24 protein-coding genes and 1 rRNA gene are annotated in these 16,699 nt (G+C 48.3%); 1 reads left to right on the top strand and 24 read right to left on the bottom strand.

Annotation, left to right across the window (positions count from 1 at the left end; all coding sequences use genetic code 11):
- Positions 1-139 (bottom strand): 16S ribosomal RNA (locus tag IEX81_RS15010); the annotation flags it as partial.
- A 520-nt stretch (positions 140-659) separates the two neighbouring features.
- On the opposite strand from IEX81_RS15010, the gene IEX81_RS15005 reads away from it, so the two are divergent.
- Entirely contained in the window at positions 660-1,412 is a 753-nt protein-coding gene (locus tag IEX81_RS15005) for a polysaccharide deacetylase family protein (protein ID WP_188804775.1), read from the top strand.
- Positions 1,413-1,442: 30 nt separating this feature from the next.
- Here IEX81_RS15005 and gerD read toward each other — a convergent pair whose 3' ends face one another.
- The 23 genes from gerD to rpsE form a co-directional block, all read right to left on the bottom strand.
- Positions 1,443-1,997 (bottom strand): spore germination lipoprotein GerD, encoded by a 555-nt coding sequence (gerD, locus tag IEX81_RS15000; protein ID WP_229727638.1) that lies wholly within the window; start codon positions 1,995-1,997, stop codon positions 1,443-1,445.
- 499 nt (positions 1,998-2,496) lie between these two features.
- The gene (salA, locus tag IEX81_RS14995; RefSeq protein WP_188804770.1) at positions 2,497-3,543 is read right to left on the bottom strand and encodes an iron-sulfur carrier protein/transcriptional regulator SalA; all 1,047 of its coding nucleotides are present in this window, start codon (positions 3,541-3,543) and stop codon (positions 2,497-2,499) included.
- Positions 3,544-3,638: 95 nt separating this feature from the next.
- Complete coding sequence (cwlD, locus tag IEX81_RS14990) at positions 3,639-4,349, bottom strand: N-acetylmuramoyl-L-alanine amidase CwlD (RefSeq protein ID WP_188804768.1); 711 nt, start codon at positions 4,347-4,349, stop codon at positions 3,639-3,641.
- Between the two features lie 88 nt (positions 4,350-4,437).
- Positions 4,438-4,878 carry a DUF2521 family protein gene (locus IEX81_RS14985; protein ID WP_229727637.1) on the bottom strand — a complete coding sequence of 147 codons (441 nt, stop codon included), beginning with the start codon at positions 4,876-4,878 and terminating at the stop codon, positions 4,438-4,440.
- A 175-nt stretch (positions 4,879-5,053) separates the two neighbouring features.
- On the bottom strand, positions 5,054-5,446 hold the full coding sequence (gene rpsI, locus IEX81_RS14980) for a 30S ribosomal protein S9 (protein ID WP_188804764.1): 393 nt from the start codon (positions 5,444-5,446) through the stop codon (positions 5,054-5,056).
- Between the two features lie 19 nt (positions 5,447-5,465).
- Positions 5,466-5,903, bottom strand: coding sequence for a 50S ribosomal protein L13 (gene rplM / locus IEX81_RS14975; RefSeq protein WP_188804762.1), 438 nt, complete (start codon positions 5,901-5,903; stop codon positions 5,466-5,468).
- A 317-nt stretch (positions 5,904-6,220) separates the two neighbouring features.
- On the bottom strand, positions 6,221-6,961 hold the full coding sequence (gene truA, locus IEX81_RS14970) for a tRNA pseudouridine(38-40) synthase TruA (RefSeq protein WP_188804760.1): 741 nt from the start codon (positions 6,959-6,961) through the stop codon (positions 6,221-6,223).
- Positions 6,962-6,975: 14 nt separating this feature from the next.
- The gene (locus IEX81_RS14965) at positions 6,976-7,770 is read right to left on the bottom strand and encodes an energy-coupling factor transporter transmembrane component T family protein (RefSeq protein ID WP_188804758.1); all 795 of its coding nucleotides are present in this window, start codon (positions 7,768-7,770) and stop codon (positions 6,976-6,978) included.
- A complete protein-coding gene (locus IEX81_RS14960; protein WP_188804756.1) occupies positions 7,763-8,635 on the bottom strand; it encodes an energy-coupling factor transporter ATPase in 873 nt (290 codons plus the stop codon). The genes IEX81_RS14965 and IEX81_RS14960 overlap by 8 nt, the downstream gene beginning before the upstream one ends.
- On the bottom strand, positions 8,611-9,450 hold the full coding sequence (locus tag IEX81_RS14955) for an energy-coupling factor ABC transporter ATP-binding protein (protein ID WP_373292391.1): 840 nt from the start codon (positions 9,448-9,450) through the stop codon (positions 8,611-8,613). The genes IEX81_RS14960 and IEX81_RS14955 overlap by 25 nt, the downstream gene beginning before the upstream one ends.
- Positions 9,451-9,737: 287 nt before the next feature.
- Complete coding sequence (rplQ, locus tag IEX81_RS14950) at positions 9,738-10,103, bottom strand: 50S ribosomal protein L17 (RefSeq protein ID WP_188804754.1); 366 nt, start codon at positions 10,101-10,103, stop codon at positions 9,738-9,740.
- Between the two features lie 81 nt (positions 10,104-10,184).
- Complete coding sequence (locus IEX81_RS14945; RefSeq protein WP_188804752.1) at positions 10,185-11,129, bottom strand: DNA-directed RNA polymerase subunit alpha; 945 nt, start codon at positions 11,127-11,129, stop codon at positions 10,185-10,187.
- A 161-nt stretch (positions 11,130-11,290) separates the two neighbouring features.
- A complete protein-coding gene (gene rpsK, locus IEX81_RS14940; RefSeq protein ID WP_188804749.1) occupies positions 11,291-11,680 on the bottom strand; it encodes a 30S ribosomal protein S11 in 390 nt (129 codons plus the stop codon).
- A gap of 20 nt (positions 11,681-11,700) precedes the next feature.
- A complete protein-coding gene (rpsM, locus tag IEX81_RS14935) occupies positions 11,701-12,066 on the bottom strand; it encodes a 30S ribosomal protein S13 (RefSeq protein ID WP_135349423.1) in 366 nt (121 codons plus the stop codon).
- A gap of 17 nt (positions 12,067-12,083) precedes the next feature.
- Complete coding sequence (gene rpmJ, locus IEX81_RS14930; RefSeq protein WP_010024581.1) at positions 12,084-12,197, bottom strand: 50S ribosomal protein L36; 114 nt, start codon at positions 12,195-12,197, stop codon at positions 12,084-12,086.
- A gap of 38 nt (positions 12,198-12,235) precedes the next feature.
- Complete coding sequence (gene infA / locus IEX81_RS14925; RefSeq protein WP_010024579.1) at positions 12,236-12,454, bottom strand: translation initiation factor IF-1; 219 nt, start codon at positions 12,452-12,454, stop codon at positions 12,236-12,238.
- Positions 12,447-12,770, bottom strand: coding sequence for a KOW domain-containing RNA-binding protein (locus IEX81_RS14920; RefSeq protein ID WP_188804747.1), 324 nt, complete (start codon positions 12,768-12,770; stop codon positions 12,447-12,449). Before IEX81_RS14920 ends, infA begins: the two co-directional genes overlap by 8 nt.
- Positions 12,771-12,786: 16 nt before the next feature.
- Positions 12,787-13,536 carry a type I methionyl aminopeptidase gene (gene map, locus IEX81_RS14915; RefSeq protein ID WP_188804745.1) on the bottom strand — a complete coding sequence of 250 codons (750 nt, stop codon included), beginning with the start codon at positions 13,534-13,536 and terminating at the stop codon, positions 12,787-12,789.
- On the bottom strand, positions 13,533-14,186 hold the full coding sequence (locus IEX81_RS14910) for an adenylate kinase (protein WP_188804743.1): 654 nt from the start codon (positions 14,184-14,186) through the stop codon (positions 13,533-13,535). The genes map and IEX81_RS14910 overlap by 4 nt, the downstream gene beginning before the upstream one ends.
- A 34-nt stretch (positions 14,187-14,220) precedes the next feature.
- A complete protein-coding gene (gene secY, locus IEX81_RS14905; RefSeq protein WP_188804741.1) occupies positions 14,221-15,507 on the bottom strand; it encodes a preprotein translocase subunit SecY in 1,287 nt (428 codons plus the stop codon).
- Positions 15,507-15,947: a 50S ribosomal protein L15 gene (gene rplO, locus IEX81_RS14900; protein ID WP_188804739.1), complete on the bottom strand. Its 441-nt coding sequence runs from the start codon at positions 15,945-15,947 to the stop codon at positions 15,507-15,509. The genes secY and rplO overlap by 1 nt, the downstream gene beginning before the upstream one ends.
- Positions 15,948-15,979: 32 nt before the next feature.
- Positions 15,980-16,168 (bottom strand): 50S ribosomal protein L30, encoded by a 189-nt coding sequence (gene rpmD, locus IEX81_RS14895; RefSeq protein WP_188804736.1) that lies wholly within the window; start codon positions 16,166-16,168, stop codon positions 15,980-15,982.
- A gap of 12 nt (positions 16,169-16,180) precedes the next feature.
- Complete coding sequence (gene rpsE / locus IEX81_RS14890; protein WP_188804734.1) at positions 16,181-16,681, bottom strand: 30S ribosomal protein S5; 501 nt, start codon at positions 16,679-16,681, stop codon at positions 16,181-16,183.
- Positions 16,682-16,699 lie beyond the last annotated feature (18 nt).

Genomic DNA, 16,699 nt, shown 5'->3' with positions numbered 1-16,699 from the left:
CTGACAGGCAGGTTGCCCACGTGTTACTCACCCATCCGCCGCTCACTTCCGGGAGCAAGCTCCCTTCCGTGCGCTCGACTTGCATGTATTAGGCACGCCGCCAGCGTTCGTCCTGAGCCAGGATCAAACTCTCCAAAAAGTAATGCTTACCGGATAATTTCTATCCGTATCAATCTTTTATACGCGTTTGAATCCATAGCTTTTTTTGAATTGATTCAAGGGTTTACCCTTTTTCAATCACGCTTGGCTTTTGTTCAGTTTTCAAGGAACATTCGCTTTGTCACTCATTCAGCGACCTAATTAATTATAGTGACTTGAAACCAATTTGTCAATCCCTTTTTGAAACTTTTTTTCGTCTAAAAATACCGAATGCAATTTCAAGCATCAAGGAAAGACAACAATATCTATCTTACCAGCTGTTTACGATTTGTCAATCATTTTTTTTCACATTCTTTTTAGCTCTCAATCACTGTATTTTACTCCGCTAATTTCCTTCAAGTCATTTGCGCCGTTCTTCCGGCAAGTGTTCGAACCACCTTTACTTCGTTGCAAGGAACATCCATCAATTTCGTTAAGGCTGGGCCCTGCTGTAATTTCGCATATTCAGGACAGCCTTGCCATAGAATGGTACAAACATTGGGAACAAGGTGGGGACGTTCATGTTATGGGTCATCAACGGAAAAAAAATAAAAAATCTCCTTCTAATTGTGATCGCTGCTTTCTTTGCAGCTTTGATCCTGTTTGTCCAAAAACAGCAGACAGACGTTTTCACCCCTGTAAAAGAGACCGGCGCCTTGTCCAGAGTTGAAACCAATCAAAAACATCTCTCCCTGACTTTCGACTGCAACTGGGGTGACCAGCAAATCAAAACGATTCTGGAAACCTTGAAAAACGAGAACATCAAAGCGACATTCTTTCTCTCAGGGGAATGGGCGGAGCAGCACCCCGATCTTGTTCAGCAGGCTTTGAAAGACGGAAATGAGATTGAATCACAAGGAATGCGTCATGAAGATTATACACAGCTTGGTCCCGACGAGATTCGGCGCGACATCATTCTTGCCGGAGCGGCAATCGACAAATCAGGAGGCGGAAGACCGCAGCTGCTTCGGCCTCCCTACGGAAAGATAAATAACGAAACCTTGAAAATTGCCTCCCGGCTTCAGCAGCAGCTGGTATTGTGGAGTGTCAACCCGCAGGACGAAACGAATCCGGGGTATAAAATTATCGTCAGCCGTGTGCTCCAGGATGCAGGAAAAGGGGATATCATCCGGTTGCACGCCTCTGACTCGGCCAAACAAACCGATCGTGCGCTGCCGCTGATTATCCGGGAGATGCAAAACCGAGGCTACACGTTTGTGACTTTAAAAAATCTGATTTCCGATGCCCAGGGCAAGCATCAATTACTGAACTGACAGCAATAATCCAACAATGGCCCCCGCCTTTCAGCTACCCTTTTTGCTCTGTTTTTTCAGTGCTTCGGTAATTGCATCCATGAGCTGTTTCTTGAAAAGAGGACTGGCCAGTGTATCCTGAACGCCCATTTTCATCTGCTCCCGGAACGGTTTGGTCTTCATTAAATCCAGATACTGTTCCTGGAGTTTGGGAGCCTTCAGGACATCCATCATCATTCCCTGATAATCCGGATCCTTCATCATTTTTTTCAGAAGTTTTTCGTTTTCCTGCTGCATGCTTTTGGCAAGCCGGCCGGAGAACTCCGGATCGGCTATGATCTCGTTCCAAATCTTTTTCCCCTGCTCCGTAGTCAGCGTTTCGATAATCGTCTTCTTTACGGCAGGCTCATCCAGTACGATGGTGTTTCTCATCTCTTTGTCCTGAAGCAGTTCTTTGACCGTCCGTTTTCCTTCATTTGTCTTGAGCATATCAAGCACCATCTTCTTATTTTCCTGATAAGTCGGCTGTCCAGACTGAGAACCACAGCCTGCCGCAGCGACGAGCAACAGAAGCAGAACAAGCAGGATCGACCCCGTTTTCGCCACACTGATTCCTCCTCGATGACACATTTCTTTATTAATATGTGAGGTTCTGAACGAATTATTCAGTTTGGAAAAGAGCGGGCGGCCAGGGCAATACGACGATTTCTACCTTTGTTTTTACTGATTATACCGCTGGCGCATTTAAATCTTAGTTGGATTGATCTAACCAGCGGCGTTAGTTAAACCCATTTTACAATCATCTCAACAGTCGGAAGTCGTTTTTTTCACCAAATCGTAGAAAAAAGGACTGAAAAAGCTGGCTTCTATGTATTCATCACAGGAACACGCAGCCTGAGAACTGAAAGTAAAAGTGTGAATAATCAGAACTAAATTCGTAATTTTAAGCTGGCACTGCCCGCTAATTTCGGTGAAGCGGTATGATATTCTCTAGTTGTTGATTCGTTGTCAGAAAATCAGAACGCATTTTGCCAACTGCGATGGGTAAAAGGGATAATAAAAACCTCCGCATGATTACGGAGGCTCATCTGAAATCTGCTACCGGTTATTTCTGTAGTTTGTTAATCACTTTCTCTGCAATGCTGTCGTAAATGGCGGCAACCGGATCACCTTCGAAGTAGACACCTGGTGCAAATTCGCCTTCTTGTTCAACCGGCTGTCTGAGCGGCAGCTGTCCAAGCAGGTCGGTTTTCAGGAGGCCGCTCAATTTTTCTCCGCCGCCTTGTCCAAACACATACTCAATTTCTCCGGTTTTTGGGCTTTGATAATAAGCCATATTTTCAATGACACCAAGAATCTCGTGCTCCGTCTTGACGGCCATTTCTCCGGCGCGGGCCGCGACAAACGCGGCCGTCGGATGCGGGGTTGTCACGATAATTTCCTTGGAGTGCGGAATCTTGCCGTGCACATCCATGGCGATATCACCGGTGCCGGGCGGCAGGTCAAGAATCAGACAGTCCAGATTGCCCCAGTCGACATCGCTGAAGAAATTATTCAGCATTTTCCCAAGCATCGGTCCCCGCCAGATAACGGGCGAGTTATTTTCAACAAAAAAGCCCATGGAGATAACCTTGACCCCGAAGCGTTCAACCGGAATGATCCGGTCATTTTTCAACGTCGGTCTGTTCCCGATGCCCATCATATCCGGCACGCTGAACCCGTAAATATCGGCATCCAGAAGGCCGACTTTCTTGCCGAGCCGCGCCATCGCCAGGGCAAGATTGACGGATACAGTCGATTTGCCGACACCGCCTTTCCCGCTTGCCACGGCAATAAAAACGGTTCCGCTTTTCGGTGACAGAAGCGAGGTCTCCTCTTCGGGAAAACCGCCGAGCGCCTTTATTTCATCCGCACTAAGCAATGTAAACCGCATACCGACGGATTCGGCACCTTTTTCTTTCAGTTTTGAGGAAATCTCAACTTGAATCTGCATTTGCTTCACGCTGTCCTGCCTGGACAAAGCGAGTTTAAGGCTGACAAAATCTCCCTGAATTTTAAGGTCCCTGAGGGCGTGCGTTTCCATCAGATTTTTATGTAAAAAAGGATCTTGAACCGTTTTCAAAACTTCCGTCACTTTTCCCTGATCCATCATAACAGGCCTGCCTCTCCTCATATCGTTTTCCATTTTCAGTATAGCAAACCTTTCTGTGAAAAACCTGAAAAATGAATGGATGCAGGGAATGTTTTTCATGTTTGGGGAACTTTTTCATTCGTGAAGTAACGCATAATCCCTTGACTGATCGCGGCTGCCGCCTGTTTTTGATAATTTCTTTCAACCAGCAAAGCCCGTTCCTCGGGATTCGACAAGAAGCCGACTTCGACCAGTGCTGCCGGAGGATCAGCCTTTTTGAGCAGGTAAACATGACCGATTGGCTTTGCGTATCGGTCTGTATTGCCAAGGTTGATTTTCAATGAATCCTGAATAAACCTGGCCAATTTTTGGTTTTCTTCCGATTTCGGGTAATAAAAAGTCTGAGCACCATGCCATTGGGGCGACGGAATCGCATTCAGGTGGATACTGATAAAAGCATCGGGGTGCGTTTTTTTGACCAGATCGGCTCTGCGCAGCAGATCCTGTGCTTTGCGTCTTCCGTTGAAATCGGCATCGGCAAGGTCTTTGTCACTTTCACGAGTCATCACAACCAGCGCGCCGGATTCTTGCAAATAATGGCGAAGATCATCGGCGATCATTAAGGTGATTTTCTTTTCCTCAGTCTGTCCTCCGACAGCCCCGCCATCCGCACCGCCGTGTCCCGCGTCGACTACGATCACACGGCCGGAAAGCGGCAGATGCCAGGGCATACTGGCGTGCCGGCTGACGATTACCCATCGGACGGCGGCGATTGCCGAAAATACCGTAATAATAGCAAGAAAACCGAGCAGCCATTTTCTGATCATTATGTCTCTTCCCCCTAATCGCGAGCCTGTCTCTTGAACATGTATATGGACAGCCGTTTAAATTATGCAGGAAAAGAGAAGCACGTGATCAGTGCAGCTTCATCCTCCAGCGTCTGAGTGATGCTTCGAATCCTTCCTTCCACCACGTATAAAGGTAACGTTCGCAAGCTTCCTGCAGCCCTGTGGCCGCAGCAGGGTCGGATGCCGACCAGAACAGCCAGAAATCAAAAAAATCGCCGTGAAGCGCCTCAAACGGAAGCACGCTCCTTTGAAAAACATTTTCCGTATCCTCGCCATAAAAACCGAATCTGCCCATTGAAGAACCGAGCAGAAAGGCCTCCAGCGCATACTCCGCGCACATGTCCCTTGCCGTCTGTGCCGACGAAGGAACGAGTGCCATATAATGATCAAAGCGGTTGTGGATGGATGCCTCTATTTTCTCAAGCGACAAGTCCTGCAGCACCCGCCGCTCAAAGTCCAGCTGTTTGTGACGCTGCCTCTCCTGAAAGTCCATGACTATTCCCACCATGCTTCCCCCTTTTTCCTTTATCATCCGGCAAACAGACAGGAATCAATCGTAGCAGCTTTTTCCAAATCAGCCTGGATTTTCTCATGATTCGCGTATATAGCGTTGGAACGCAATTTTTATTCTAACCAAAAAGGCTCCCAACCAATAGGTTTGGGAGCCTTGAAACGTTGATAAATCAGCGTTTTGAGAACTGTGGAGCGCGGCGTGCGCCTTTGAGTCCGTATTTCTTACGTTCCTTCATACGCGGATCGCGGGTCAGAAAACCAGCCTGTTTCAGTGCTACGCGATATTCAGGATCAGCTTTCAGCAGTGCCCGGGCAACACCGTGGCGGATTGCACCGGCCTGACCGGTAAATCCGCCGCCGGATACGTTAACGAGGACATCGTAACGTCCTTCTGTCTCCGTAGAAACGAGCGGCTGCTTCAGGATCATGCGGAGCGTTTCGAGATTGAAATATTCATCGGCATTGCGGCCGTTAATGACAACGTTTCCGTCGCCGGGAACGAGCCTGACGCGGGCGATGGAACTTTTGCGGCGGCCGGTGCCGTAATATTGTACTTGTGCCATTCTTATTGTCCCTCCTTAATTATCCGCGGAGCGTGTAAGCTTCCGGTTTTTGTGCGGCATGCGGATGTTCTGCGCCTTCATAAACGTGCAGTTTCGTAAACATGTTACGTCCAAGACTATTGTGAGGTAGCATACCTTTGATCGTCAGTTCAAGCATTTCTCTAGCGCGGGTTTCCCGCATCTCAAGCGCTGAACGGGACTTGATGCCGCCCGGATAGCCGGAGTGATGTGTATATTTTTTATCCAGAAGTTTCTTCCCTGTCAGTTCAATCTTCTTCGCGTTGATGATAATCACGTTATCGCCGACATCGACATGCGGTGTGAAAGTCGGCTTGTTCTTGCCGCGCAGGATTGCAGCTACTTCGCTTGCGAGACGGCCCAGTACCTGGCCTTCGGCGTCAATAACAAGCCATTTGCGGTCAACCGTTTCCGGTTTAGCCATAAAGGTAGTACGCACGATGTTTCCTCCTAGATTCTAGAGTTCTATTTATCTCCGCGACCCACAGCCACTTCGATGTCTTTCGGAAAACGCAAACGATTTCGCCTTCCGATCCGTTTACAATTTCATTTATTTGAGCCAATATCGTTTGGGGCTAATAGTGGTCAAATCAGAAATGCCGAACTATATATTATAACATTGAGGGTCCATTGTCAAGCAGTCAGTAAACTTTGCCGGAACAATCAGAAAGGAGGGCCAGCATGGTGTCACAACAGCCTCGCTTACAGCCGAATCGTATCTGCGTCCGGAAAAAGATGCCGGGCGGAAGTCAGCCCCTAGTAAGTCACCTGCCAGAGCGTCAGTCCGCACGCGGGCGCCGTTTTCGGTGCGGCCTGGCGGTCTCTCCCCGCAATAATTTCGGAAAGTGCCGGCGGTGGAAGCACATGCGTCCCGACAGCGAGCAGCGTGCCGGTAATAATTCGAACCATCTGGTAAAGAAACCCGTTGCCGACAATACAGATGATCGTCTCATCCCCGCCTTCCTGATGGACATCCAGATGATAAACGGTCCTGACTTTGTCTTTGACATCTGTGTTCGCTGCGCAGAAACATGAAAAATCATGGGTTCCGACTATGGATCCGGCAGCTTCGTTCATTTTCTGTAAATCAAGAGGCGTTTTTATGTGGAGCGTGTAGAACCGGCGGAACAGATCCGGTTCCGGACGGGTCAGCAGCCGGTAGCGGTACTCCTTCATTTTCACATCAAAGCGTGCATGGAAGTCCGGGGACACAAGTTCCGTACGACAAATGTAGATATCGTCCGGAAGAAGGCTGTTCAGCGCCTTCGTCCAGTTTACGGGCGGGATACTGAGTGGGCTTTCAAAATGAAATACCTGCCCGGCAGCATGAACGCCTCGGTCCGTCCGTCCCGACGCCGTAATTTTTATTTCCCGGCCGTGATGAATCCTCGCCAGAGCCGTTTCAATTTCTCTCTGTACCGTACGTTTCCCGGGCTGCACCTGATACCCGAAAAAGCGGGAGCCGTCATAGGCCACCGTACATTTCAACTTTGTCATGCTTTCACCTGCAATCAGCTTCTTGTCATGATGAGTAAGGCCGTGAGGAAAGCAAACAGGATCATCAGCAGCGTATCACGCCACGTCCAAACTAGTCTACGCAGCCTCGTGCGCCCAGTATCGCCGTGATACCCTCTTGCTTCCATCGCCATCGCCAGATCTTCAGCACGTTTGAAAGCACCGACAAACAGCGGAACAAGAAGCGGAATAATGGCTTTAACACGGTTTTTCAGCGGCCCGCTTGTAAAATCCGATCCTCTCGCCGCCTGCGCCTTCATGATCTTTTCGGTTTCTTCAAGGAGAGTCGGAATGAATCTCAGTGAAATCGACATCATCAGTGCAAATTCGTGAACCGGCAGTTTAATTTTTTTTAAGGGAGCGAGCAGCGTTTCCATCCCGTCCGTGATTTCGATCGGGGATGTCGTCAACGTAAGCAGAGTCGTGACAACAATGATGACAAGGAGCCGGATTGAAATAAAAATAGATTGAATGAGTCCATTAAGATAAATATGCAGCCAACCCATACTGAAAAGAAGCGGGCCGCCCGCCGTGAAGAACAGGTTCAGAACAAAGGTCACCAGAACAATGAAAAGGACCGACCGAAGCCCTTGATAGACAAAATGAAGCGGTACCTTTGAGAAATAAATACCCGCCAGGCAAAAAATGATCATCAATCCGTAGGTTGGCCAATTGTCTGCCAGAAAAACAACGACAACAAAAAGAAAGACACCCGCAAGTTTTGAACGCGGGTCAAGTTTGTGAACAAAGGATTCGATCGGTACATACTGGCCGATAATCAAGTTAAACATTTTCCAAGCCTCCGTTCAAAAGCCTTATCACAGTGTCAGCCGTTTCCTGAATGGTAAAAACAGGCGATATCTGTCCGGCGCCGAACTTAGCAGTTAACTTGTCCAAAAACATCATGGTCTCCGGCACATCCAGACCAATCTTCCGCAACTCCTCTTCTCTGGCAAAAACTTTCTCCGGTTTGTCAGCCATAACCGGACGGCCGCCAGCCATGACGATGACCTGATCAGAGTACAGGGCTGCATCTCCCATGTTATGGGTCACCATAATCAGTGTTAGATTGAAATTCTTATGCAATTTATCAAATAGGTGAAGAATTTCCCTTTTCCCCTGCGGATCGAGACCCGCCGTCGGTTCATCCAGAATAATCACTTCCGGATGGACGGCGAGAACGCCGGCAATTGCCACACGCCGCATCTGACCGCCGCTCAAGTCAAATGGAGAACGGTGCCAGTATGATGAAGGCAGGCCGACAAGGCGCAAACTTTCTTCCGCCCGGGTTGTCGCCTCTGCAGCAGGCACGCCGAAATTCATCGGCCCGAAGCAAACGTCTTTAATGATCGTTTCTTCGAATAATTGATGCTCTGGATATTGAAAAACAAAACCGACCTTTTCTCTGAGTGCTTTTAAATTCGGCTTTTTTTCATTGGCATCAATCGTAATTTTTCCTGCGGTAACCCGGCCTTTTGATGGTTTCAAAAGCCCGTTAATATGCTGGACCAGCGTTGATTTTCCTGAACCTGTGTGTCCGATTATCGATGTATAAGATCCTGAAGGAATAAACAGATTCACGTCATCAAGGGCGAGCCGTTCGAAAGGCGTTCTTGGATTATAAACATGCGTTACATGTTCGAACGTAATGTCCATAGTTCATTCACCAACTCTTCCTGGGATAAAGCGGCATCGGTCAGAGGAACCCCTTTTTCATACAGAACGTGGCCCAGTTTGACGGCAAAGGGCAAATCAAGTCCTATCTTTTCCAGAAATTCCGGCGACTGAAAAATGTCGCGAGGGGTACCTTCACGGACAATTTCTCCCTGATTCATAACGATCATCCGATCAGCGTAGACAGCTTCACTCAGATCGTGTGTAATGGACAAAACGGTCAGGCGGCGCTCCCTGTTTAAGTAGCGCATCGTCCTGATCATGTCTCTCCGTCCTTCCGGATCAAGCATCGAAGTCGCCTCATCCAGAATAACGATCAAAGGCTGAAGGGCAATAATTCCCGCAATCGCAACACGCTGTTTTTGACCGCCGGAAAGCCGGTGCGGCTCGCTGCCGGCAAATTGCTCCATTTTAACAAACCGAAGCGCCTCCGGAAGCCGCCTGATCATTTCTTCGCGTGGAATGCCGTTATTTTCCATACCAAAGGCAACGTCGTCCCGGACCGTGGCACCGACAAATTGATTGTCCGGATTTTGAAACACCATGCCGACCATCCGGCGAACATCCCATATCGTCTTCTCGTTTTTTGTATCAAATCCACCAATGTGAACCGTACCTTTTTGAGGAAGAATCAGTCCGTTCAGACATTTCGCAAGTGTTGATTTTCCGGAACCGTTGTGCCCAATGATCGCCAGCCATTCGCCCTTGTTTACCGAAAAGCTAAGATCACGGAGCACCCATGGCTGATCTTCATTGTAGCGATAGGACAGTCCGCCGACTTCAATAATTCTCACCATGATTTTCCACCGCTCCTCTCAGGCCCACTCTTTAGCGCTCTCTATGTATACCGGAAAGATCGCTGTTTCCGGTGTCTCTGACGCTCCTTTTTTCCGTTTCGACGCGGAAATGAGTTTTACGAGCAAATTCATCCGTCCATTTTCCATGAATGGCTTTCAAGAATCGCTTTCTGATGCCGCGGGAAGCCCCGTCCGGTCAGACCCGCTGATGATGAAAACCCGCCTGTGTGAAAAAAGGCAGAAAACCGGCTCGTCAGAACCGTGCTTCTGCCCTTCATGAGAGATGCTTATTTTACCAATTCGATGATCGCCATTTCAGAGCCGTCGCCGCGGCGCGGGCCGACTTTCAGCACACGCGTATAACCGCCCTGACGATCTTCGTAGCGTTTAGCTACATCGTCAAACAGTTTTTGCAGTGCCATCTGACCGGACTCCTGATCAGCCACTTCATTGCGGATAAATGCAGCAGCTTGACGACGCGCGTGAAGATCGCCGCGTTTGGCCAGCGTGATCATCTTCTCTACGACAGGCCGAAGTGCCTTCGCTTTGGAATGCGTCGTCTGAATCCGTTCATTAATAATCAAATCGGTTGCCAGATCGCGGAACAGGGCTTTCCTTGCAGCCGAATCCCGACCCAGTTTAACATATGCCATGTACCTGTACCTCCTTTATTCTGTGCTGACTCTTTCTTTTTTGCGCAAAAAAGAAAAATGATCCATGTCCGTTTGCCTGTCTTACTCTTCGAGTCTCAGCCCCAGGCCGAGATCATTCAGCTTTTCTTCCACTTCTTCAAGAGACTTGCGGCCAAGATTTCTGACCTTCATCATGTCTTCTTCACTTTTCTGGGTGAGTTCCTGAACCGTATTGATCCCGGCACGCTTCAGGCAGTTGTAAGAACGAACCGACAGATCCAGTTCCTCAATCGTCATTTCAAGCACTTTTTCTTTCTGATCTTCTTCTTTTTCGATCATAATCTCCGCTTTTTGTGCCTGGTCGGTTAAACCGACAAAAATATTCAGGTGCTCCGTCAGAATCTTGGCACCGAGTGAAACGGCTTCTTCCGGACGAATACTGCCGTCGGTCCAAACGTCAAGTGTCAGTTTATCATAATTGGCCACCTGACCAACCCTCGTTTTCTCAACCTGGTAGTTTACACGGGAGATCGGCGTATAAATTGAGTCAATCGGAATGACACCGATCGGCAGATCATCAGACTTGTTTCCCTCGGCAGGAACGTACCCGCGTCCCTTTTTGGCCAGCATTCTCAGATGAAAATGAGCACCCTTGTCAAGAGTAGCGATTTCCAAATCCGGATTCAGAATATCTACATCGCTATCATGATTTATGTCGGCAGCTGTCACTTTTCCTTCTCTTTGAACGTCGATTTCAAGTGTCTTTTCCTCATCTGAATACAGCTTCAATGCCAGCTTCTTGATATTCAGTATAATCGCCGTTACATCTTCTACAACGCCTTCGATGGTGGAAAATTCATGAAGCACAGTATCAAATTGAACTGTCGTAACAGCCGCGCCTGGGAGGGAAGAAAGCAAAATTCGACGTAAAGAATTACCCAGAGTCGTGCCGTACCCACGTTCGAGCGGTTCAACAACAAACTTTCCGTAACTTCCGTCGTCTGCTAATTCAACCGTATCGATCTTTGGCTTTTCGATCTCAATCATCAAACAAGAACCCTCCTTCAAAACGTCAAAACTCCGGCCGACGCCGGCCAAAGTTTCCTGATTAATGCTCCTTAGGGCTTACGGCGTGCTTCTTGCATCGGTATCATCACGTTTATTAGTAGCATTATAAACAGATTGATTGCGAGCTATACGCACGCAGATCAGACACGACGGCGTTTCGGCGGACGGCAGCCATTATGGGGAACGGGGGTAACGTCACGGATCGTTGTGACTTCCAGCCCCACTGCCTGCAGAGCACGAATAGCAGCTTCACGGCCGGCGCCGGGTCCCTTGACAGAGACTTCGATCGTCTTCATGCCGTTATCCAGGGCGCTTTTCCCGGCTGCTTCAGCCGCAGTCTGTGCAGCAAACGGTGTCGATTTTCTCGAACCTTTAAATCCGAGACCGCCTGCACTCGCCCAGGAAATAGCGTTGCCATGCGGATCGGTAATCGTGACGATTGTATTATTAAATGTCGAACGGATATGAGCCACCCCGCTCTCGACATTTCTCTTGATACGGCGCTTGCGCGTACGTTGTTGTTTTGCCATAAATGCTTAACCCTCCTTACTTATTTCTTTTTATTTGCCATCGTGCGCTTAGGACCTTTACGCGTACGCGAATTATTTTTCGTATTCTGTCCGCGAACCGGCAGACCGCGGCGATGACGGATTCCTCTATATGAACCGATTTCGATAAGTCTCTTGATGTTCAGAGAAACTTCCCGGCGAAGATCTCCTTCTACACGATAGTGGTCGACCACTTCGCGAATACGTGTCTGTTCTTCTTCAGTCAGATCGCGGACACGTGTATCTTCAGAAACTTTTGCTTCCGCAAGGATCTTTTTGGCGGTCGTCAGTCCGATACCATAAATATAGGTCAGGGATATAACGACTCGTTTTTCTCTTGGAATGTCGATACCTGCAATACGGGCCATACGTCAAAACACCTCCTTCAACCTTGTCTCTGTTTATGTTTCGGATTTTCACAAATCACCATGACAACGCCTTTTCGACGGACAATCTTGCATTTTTCGCACATCTTTTTTACTGATGGTCTTACTTTCATTGTTGAACCCTCCTTATACACCGCAGAGCATCTCTTGCTTATTTATGCCTGAAAGTTATACGGCCCCGTGACACATCATACGGCGATAGTTCGACCGTTACTTTATCTCCGGGCAGAATGCGGATAAAGTGCATTCTGATTTTTCCGGACACATGAGCTAAAATTTTATGACCATTTTCCAATTCGACACGAAACATTGCATTCGGCAGTGGTTCGATAACGGTGCCTTCAACTTCAATGACATCTTCCTTAGCCATCGGCTGACTCACCCTTCCTCTTGTTACAGACTTCTTCATCTAAATAATGCGCGATGGCAAAGCGCAGTTTTCCATTCGTCACGCGTCCGGTTTCGCGCAAGCTTTTCTGAACTTCGGCAGACACATACGATTGAAGATCAAGATGGCTGATGTTCTTCTTCTTTGCATTGTCAAACCTGCGTCTGTCTCCATCCGCAATTTCAACGAAACGGCGATCGAGAAGCCGCACAATCACAAAATAAGAGCCGGTTTCTTTCCCTTTCAAAACACGAGCAAGTTGACCGGGGACAGGCAGCGGTGCCTGATCACTTCCCATCAATCATCACCTTCACCTATTGCTTTGTCAAGATCTCATTTCCATTTTCAGTAATCACCAAAGTATGTTCGAAATGAGCACACCTTTTTCCATCCTGTGTCAGAATGGTCCAGCCATCATCCTCGACAATATAGATGTTACGGCTTCCCTCATTGATGAGCGGTTCAATTGCAAGAACCATTCCAGGCCTAAGCATCGGACCGCAGCCGGGAATGCCGTAATTGGGTACATCAGGATCTTCGTGGAGCTCCCGACCGACACCGTGGCCGGTCAGCTCACGTACCACGGAAAATCCGTTCGACTCAGCACAATTTTGAATCGCATGTGAGATGTTCGTCAGACGGGCTTTCGGTCTTGCTTCTGCGATGCCCTGATACAACGCGTCTTTCGTCGCATTGAGCAGCCTGCGGACGGATCCGGATACTTCACCCACCGGATAAGTCCAGGCTGAGTCTGCGTGAAAGCCGTCATACTGTGCACCAATATCAATGCTGATGATGTCTCCGTCCTTCAGAACATAGGAACCGGGAATGCCGTGAGCCAACTGATTGTTAACAGATGTGCAAATACTGTTTGAAAACCCGTCATAGCCTTTAAAAGATGGCTTCGCTCCTGCGTTCCTTATCGAGCGCTCTGCCAGTGCATCGAGTTCAATCGTCGATACGCCCGGTTCAATAACCTGCCGCAGTTTTTCAAGCGTTTGGGCAACTATCTTACCCGCACGTCGAATTTTGGCGATTTCATTCTCGGTTTTCAACCTTATCATTCAGCGAAAGCTCCCAGCACCGCGGAAACATCCTGAAAAACCGTTTCAATCGGCTGATCGCCATTCACCGTTTTCAATAATCCTTTTTCCTGATAAAAATCGATGAGCGGCTGCTGCTGCTTTATATTGACCTGGAGCCGTTCATGCACCGTTTCTTCGCTGTCATCCGCCCGCTGCTTCAACGGACCGCCGCACCGGTCACAAATCCCTTCCTGTTTCGGAGGATTGAACGTCAGATGATAGGTGGCGCCGCAATTCGCGCATATCCGGCGTCCGGTCAGGCGCGCCAGCAATTTTTCCGGATCTACATGAATATAAAGAACAGCATCAATTTTATCTTCGATATCCGCCATTATGGCTTCAAGCGCTTCGGCCTGCTGTACTGTTCTCGGAAAACCGTCTAGTAGAAACCCGTTTTTGCAGTCCGCTTTTGCCAAACGCTCACGAACGATACCGATCGTCACTTCGTCCGGCACAAGTGCGCCTTTATCCATAAAGGCTTTCGCCTGCTTTCCGAGTGCCGTGCCGTCTTTAATCGCCTGACGAAACATGTCTCCCGTTGAGATATGCGGAAATCCGTAATGGTCAACAATACGTTCAGCTTGAGTTCCCTTTCCGGCTCCCGGAAGTCCCATTAAAATTAAATTCATGCTACTCCCTCCAGACTCTTTTGCCGTAATTCGATTATCTCTTAATGAAACCTTGATAATTTTTCTTCACCAACTGGCTTTCAATACGCTTCATAGTATCCAGTGCAACGCCGACAACGATCAGCAGACTGGTTCCGCCGATTCGGGCGCTCGCCGGCAAACCGCCAAGCTGGCCGAAAACAATCGGAAGCAATGAGATAGCTGCCAGAAAAATCGCTCCAAGGAAAGTGAGGCGGTACAAGATCTTGGTGATGTACTTTTCCGTGCTCTTACCGGGACGAATTCCCGGAATATAGCCGCCCTGTTCCCCAAGATTCTTTGCCATTTTTTCCGGATTGACCTGCACGAACGTATAGAAATAGGTGAAAGCGATGATCAGGGCTGCATAGATAATCATTCCATAGACCGTTGAGTAATCAAAAATGCGAACCACCCAATCTGTAAAAGCGTTGCTATGGAAGAAACGGGCAATAGTCGGCGGTGTAATCATAAGCGATATAGCAAAGATGACCGGAATGACTCCGGCCGCATTTACTTTGATTGGTAAATGCGTAGGTTCGACACTGTACGTTTTCGTTCCGATTGTTCTTTTCGCATACTGAATCGGAATTTTCCGCATCCCTTGCTGTACGAAAATCGTTCCAATGACGATCAACAGTACAACAGCAATCATGGCAAGCAAACTGAGAATTTCCATGAACGTGTTGGTTGAGGATGCAAAACGCTGGGCATAGATCTGATTGACCGCCGTCGGGATCCGTGCCACAATGCCGGCGAAAATAATAATTGAAATTCCGTTTCCTACGCCATAAGCCGTAATCTGATCACCGAGCCACATCAGAAACGCTGTGCCAGCGGTCAGTACCGATGCAATAATGAGGTAGGTCCAGATGTTCGGATTAACGACCAGCCCGGGAAAATTTTGATTAAACCCGTATGAGAGACCAATTGCTTCGATGAATCCAAGTACTATCGTTCCATATCGAGTCAGCTGATTCAGCTTCCTTCTTCCCATTTCCCCCTGTTTCGACCATTCGGTCAATTTGGGGACAACATCCATCTGTAAAAGCTGAACGATAATGGATGAAGTGATATAGGGCATGACGCCCATCGAAATGATCGAGAAGTTCTGCAGTGCGCCGCCGCCAAAGGTATTGAACAGGCCAAAAGCGCTGGAATCGCTAATGTTAATCAGACTGCTGTTGATGTCAGGAACGGGAATAAATGTCCCGATCCGAAACACAATAAGCATCAACAGAGTAAATATGATCTTTCGACGTATTTCAGCCTCTCGCCACATGCTGGAAAGTACTTGAAACATCAGATCACCTCAATGTTTCCGCCGGCAGCTTCAATTGCCTCTTTGGCAGAAGCAGAAAATTTTTGTGCCTTAACAATCAGTTTAGCCTCAAGTTTGCCCTCGCCCAGAACCTTGACACCATCATTCAGTTTCCTGATCACGCGTGTTTCAAGCAGGAGTTCCGGTGTAACTTCCGTTCCGTTTTCAAAGCGATTCAATTTATCAAGATTGACAATCGAATAAACTTTACGGGTCGGATTCTTGAATCCTCTTTTAGGCAATGTCTGAAGCAAAGGCAGCTGTCCGCCTTCAAACCCCGGACGGACATTGCCGCCTGAACGGGCCTTCTGTCCTTTTTGTCCTCGGCCGGATGTTTTGCCAAGTCCGGAACCATACCCGCGCCCTACCCTTTTTCTAGTAAAACGGGAACCTTCAGCCGGTTTTAATTCATGGAGTTTCATCTTGGCACCTCCTTATTCTCAGTATTTTTCCATTAATCGTTCAGTTCACGAACCGCCAGCAGATGGGAGACTTTTTGGATCATTCCGCGAATAGCGGGATTGTCTTCCTGGATGACCGTCTGATAGGTTTTTCTAAGACCAAGCGTTCTCACCGTTACCCGCTGTGATTCAGGGTGGCCGATCACGCTGTGTTTGAGGGTAATTTCCAGTTTATTTGCCATTTTGCTCCCTCCTTATCCCAACAGCTCTTCAACAGATTTTCCACGAAGTTTGGCAACATGCTCAACACGTTTCAGGCTTTTCAGGCCCTCAACAGTTGCTCGGACCATGTTGATCGGATTGTTCGATCCGAGTGATTTCGAAAGAATGTCGCCGAGTCCAGACAGTTCAAGCACGGCGCGGACAGGCCCGCCGGCAATTATTCCTGTACCTTCTGAAGCGGGTTTTAAGAGCACGCTTCCTGCTCCGGAATGTCCGACAACCTGATGCGGAATCGTCGTATTGACAATCGGTACGTTAAATACATTTTTCTTCGCGTCTTCAATCGCTTTGCGGATCGCTTCCGGCACTTCGTGAGCCTTTCCCTGTCCGAAACCGACGTTGCCTTTTTTATCACCGACAACGACCAGAGCTGCAAAACGGAAACGGCGTCCGCCTTTCACTACCTTCGCAACGCGGTTGATCGTCACGACGCGTTCTTCAAATTCTGATTTGTTGCGATCATTGTTAGCCATGGATTCCCCTCCTTGTAA

Origin of the sequence: Sporolactobacillus putidus (assembly GCF_014647035.1) — a bacterium.
GTDB lineage: Bacteria > Bacillota > Bacilli > Bacillales > Sporolactobacillaceae > Sporolactobacillus > Sporolactobacillus putidus.
This window is presented reverse-complemented; position numbering and strand designations above follow the sequence as displayed.

Excerpts from the sequence above, each read along its gene's own strand:
- IEX81_RS14945 (WP_188804752.1), bottom strand. The coding sequence starts at position 11,129 with ATGATTGAGATCGAAAAGCCAAAGATCGATACGGTTGAATTAGCAGAC.
- truA (WP_188804760.1), bottom strand. The coding sequence starts at position 6,961 with ATGACAAAGTTGAAATGTACGGTGGCCTATGACGGCTCCCGCTTTTTC.
- map (WP_188804745.1), bottom strand. The coding sequence starts at position 13,536 with ATGATAAGGTTGAAAACCGAGAATGAAATCGCCAAAATTCGACGTGCG.
- IEX81_RS14985 (WP_229727637.1), bottom strand. The coding sequence starts at position 4,878 with ATGGTGGGAATAGTCATGGACTTTCAGGAGAGGCAGCGTCACAAACAG.
- IEX81_RS14955 (WP_373292391.1), bottom strand. The coding sequence starts at position 9,450 with ATGGTGAGAATTATTGAAGTCGGCGGACTGTCCTATCGCTACAATGAA.
- rpsM (WP_135349423.1), bottom strand. The coding sequence starts at position 12,066 with ATGGCCCGTATTGCAGGTATCGACATTCCAAGAGAAAAACGAGTCGTT.
- salA (WP_188804770.1), bottom strand. The coding sequence starts at position 3,543 with ATGATGGATCAGGGAAAAGTGACGGAAGTTTTGAAAACGGTTCAAGAT.
- rpsI (WP_188804764.1), bottom strand. The coding sequence starts at position 5,446 with ATGGCACAAGTACAATATTACGGCACCGGCCGCCGCAAAAGTTCCATC.
- IEX81_RS14920 (WP_188804747.1), bottom strand. The coding sequence starts at position 12,770 with ATGGGAAGTGATCAGGCACCGCTGCCTGTCCCCGGTCAACTTGCTCGT.
- secY (WP_188804741.1), bottom strand. The coding sequence starts at position 15,507 with ATGTTTCAAGTACTTTCCAGCATGTGGCGAGAGGCTGAAATACGTCGA.
- rplO (WP_188804739.1), bottom strand. The coding sequence starts at position 15,947 with ATGAAACTCCATGAATTAAAACCGGCTGAAGGTTCCCGTTTTACTAGA.
- infA (WP_010024579.1), bottom strand. The coding sequence starts at position 12,454 with ATGGCTAAGGAAGATGTCATTGAAGTTGAAGGCACCGTTATCGAACCA.
- rplQ (WP_188804754.1), bottom strand. The coding sequence starts at position 10,103 with ATGGCATATGTTAAACTGGGTCGGGATTCGGCTGCAAGGAAAGCCCTG.
- cwlD (WP_188804768.1), bottom strand. The coding sequence starts at position 4,349 with ATGATCAGAAAATGGCTGCTCGGTTTTCTTGCTATTATTACGGTATTT.
- rpsK (WP_188804749.1), bottom strand. The coding sequence starts at position 11,680 with ATGGCAAAACAACAACGTACGCGCAAGCGCCGTATCAAGAGAAATGTC.
- rpmD (WP_188804736.1), bottom strand. The coding sequence starts at position 16,168 with ATGGCAAATAAACTGGAAATTACCCTCAAACACAGCGTGATCGGCCAC.
- IEX81_RS14910 (WP_188804743.1), bottom strand. The coding sequence starts at position 14,186 with ATGAATTTAATTTTAATGGGACTTCCGGGAGCCGGAAAGGGAACTCAA.
- rpmJ (WP_010024581.1), bottom strand. The coding sequence starts at position 12,197 with ATGAAAGTAAGACCATCAGTAAAAAAGATGTGCGAAAAATGCAAGATT.
- IEX81_RS15005 (WP_188804775.1), top strand. The coding sequence starts at position 660 with ATGTTATGGGTCATCAACGGAAAAAAAATAAAAAATCTCCTTCTAATT.
- IEX81_RS14960 (WP_188804756.1), bottom strand. The coding sequence starts at position 8,635 with ATGGACATTACGTTCGAACATGTAACGCATGTTTATAATCCAAGAACG.
- IEX81_RS14965 (WP_188804758.1), bottom strand. The coding sequence starts at position 7,770 with ATGTTTAACTTGATTATCGGCCAGTATGTACCGATCGAATCCTTTGTT.
- rpsE (WP_188804734.1), bottom strand. The coding sequence starts at position 16,681 with ATGGCTAACAATGATCGCAACAAATCAGAATTTGAAGAACGCGTCGTG.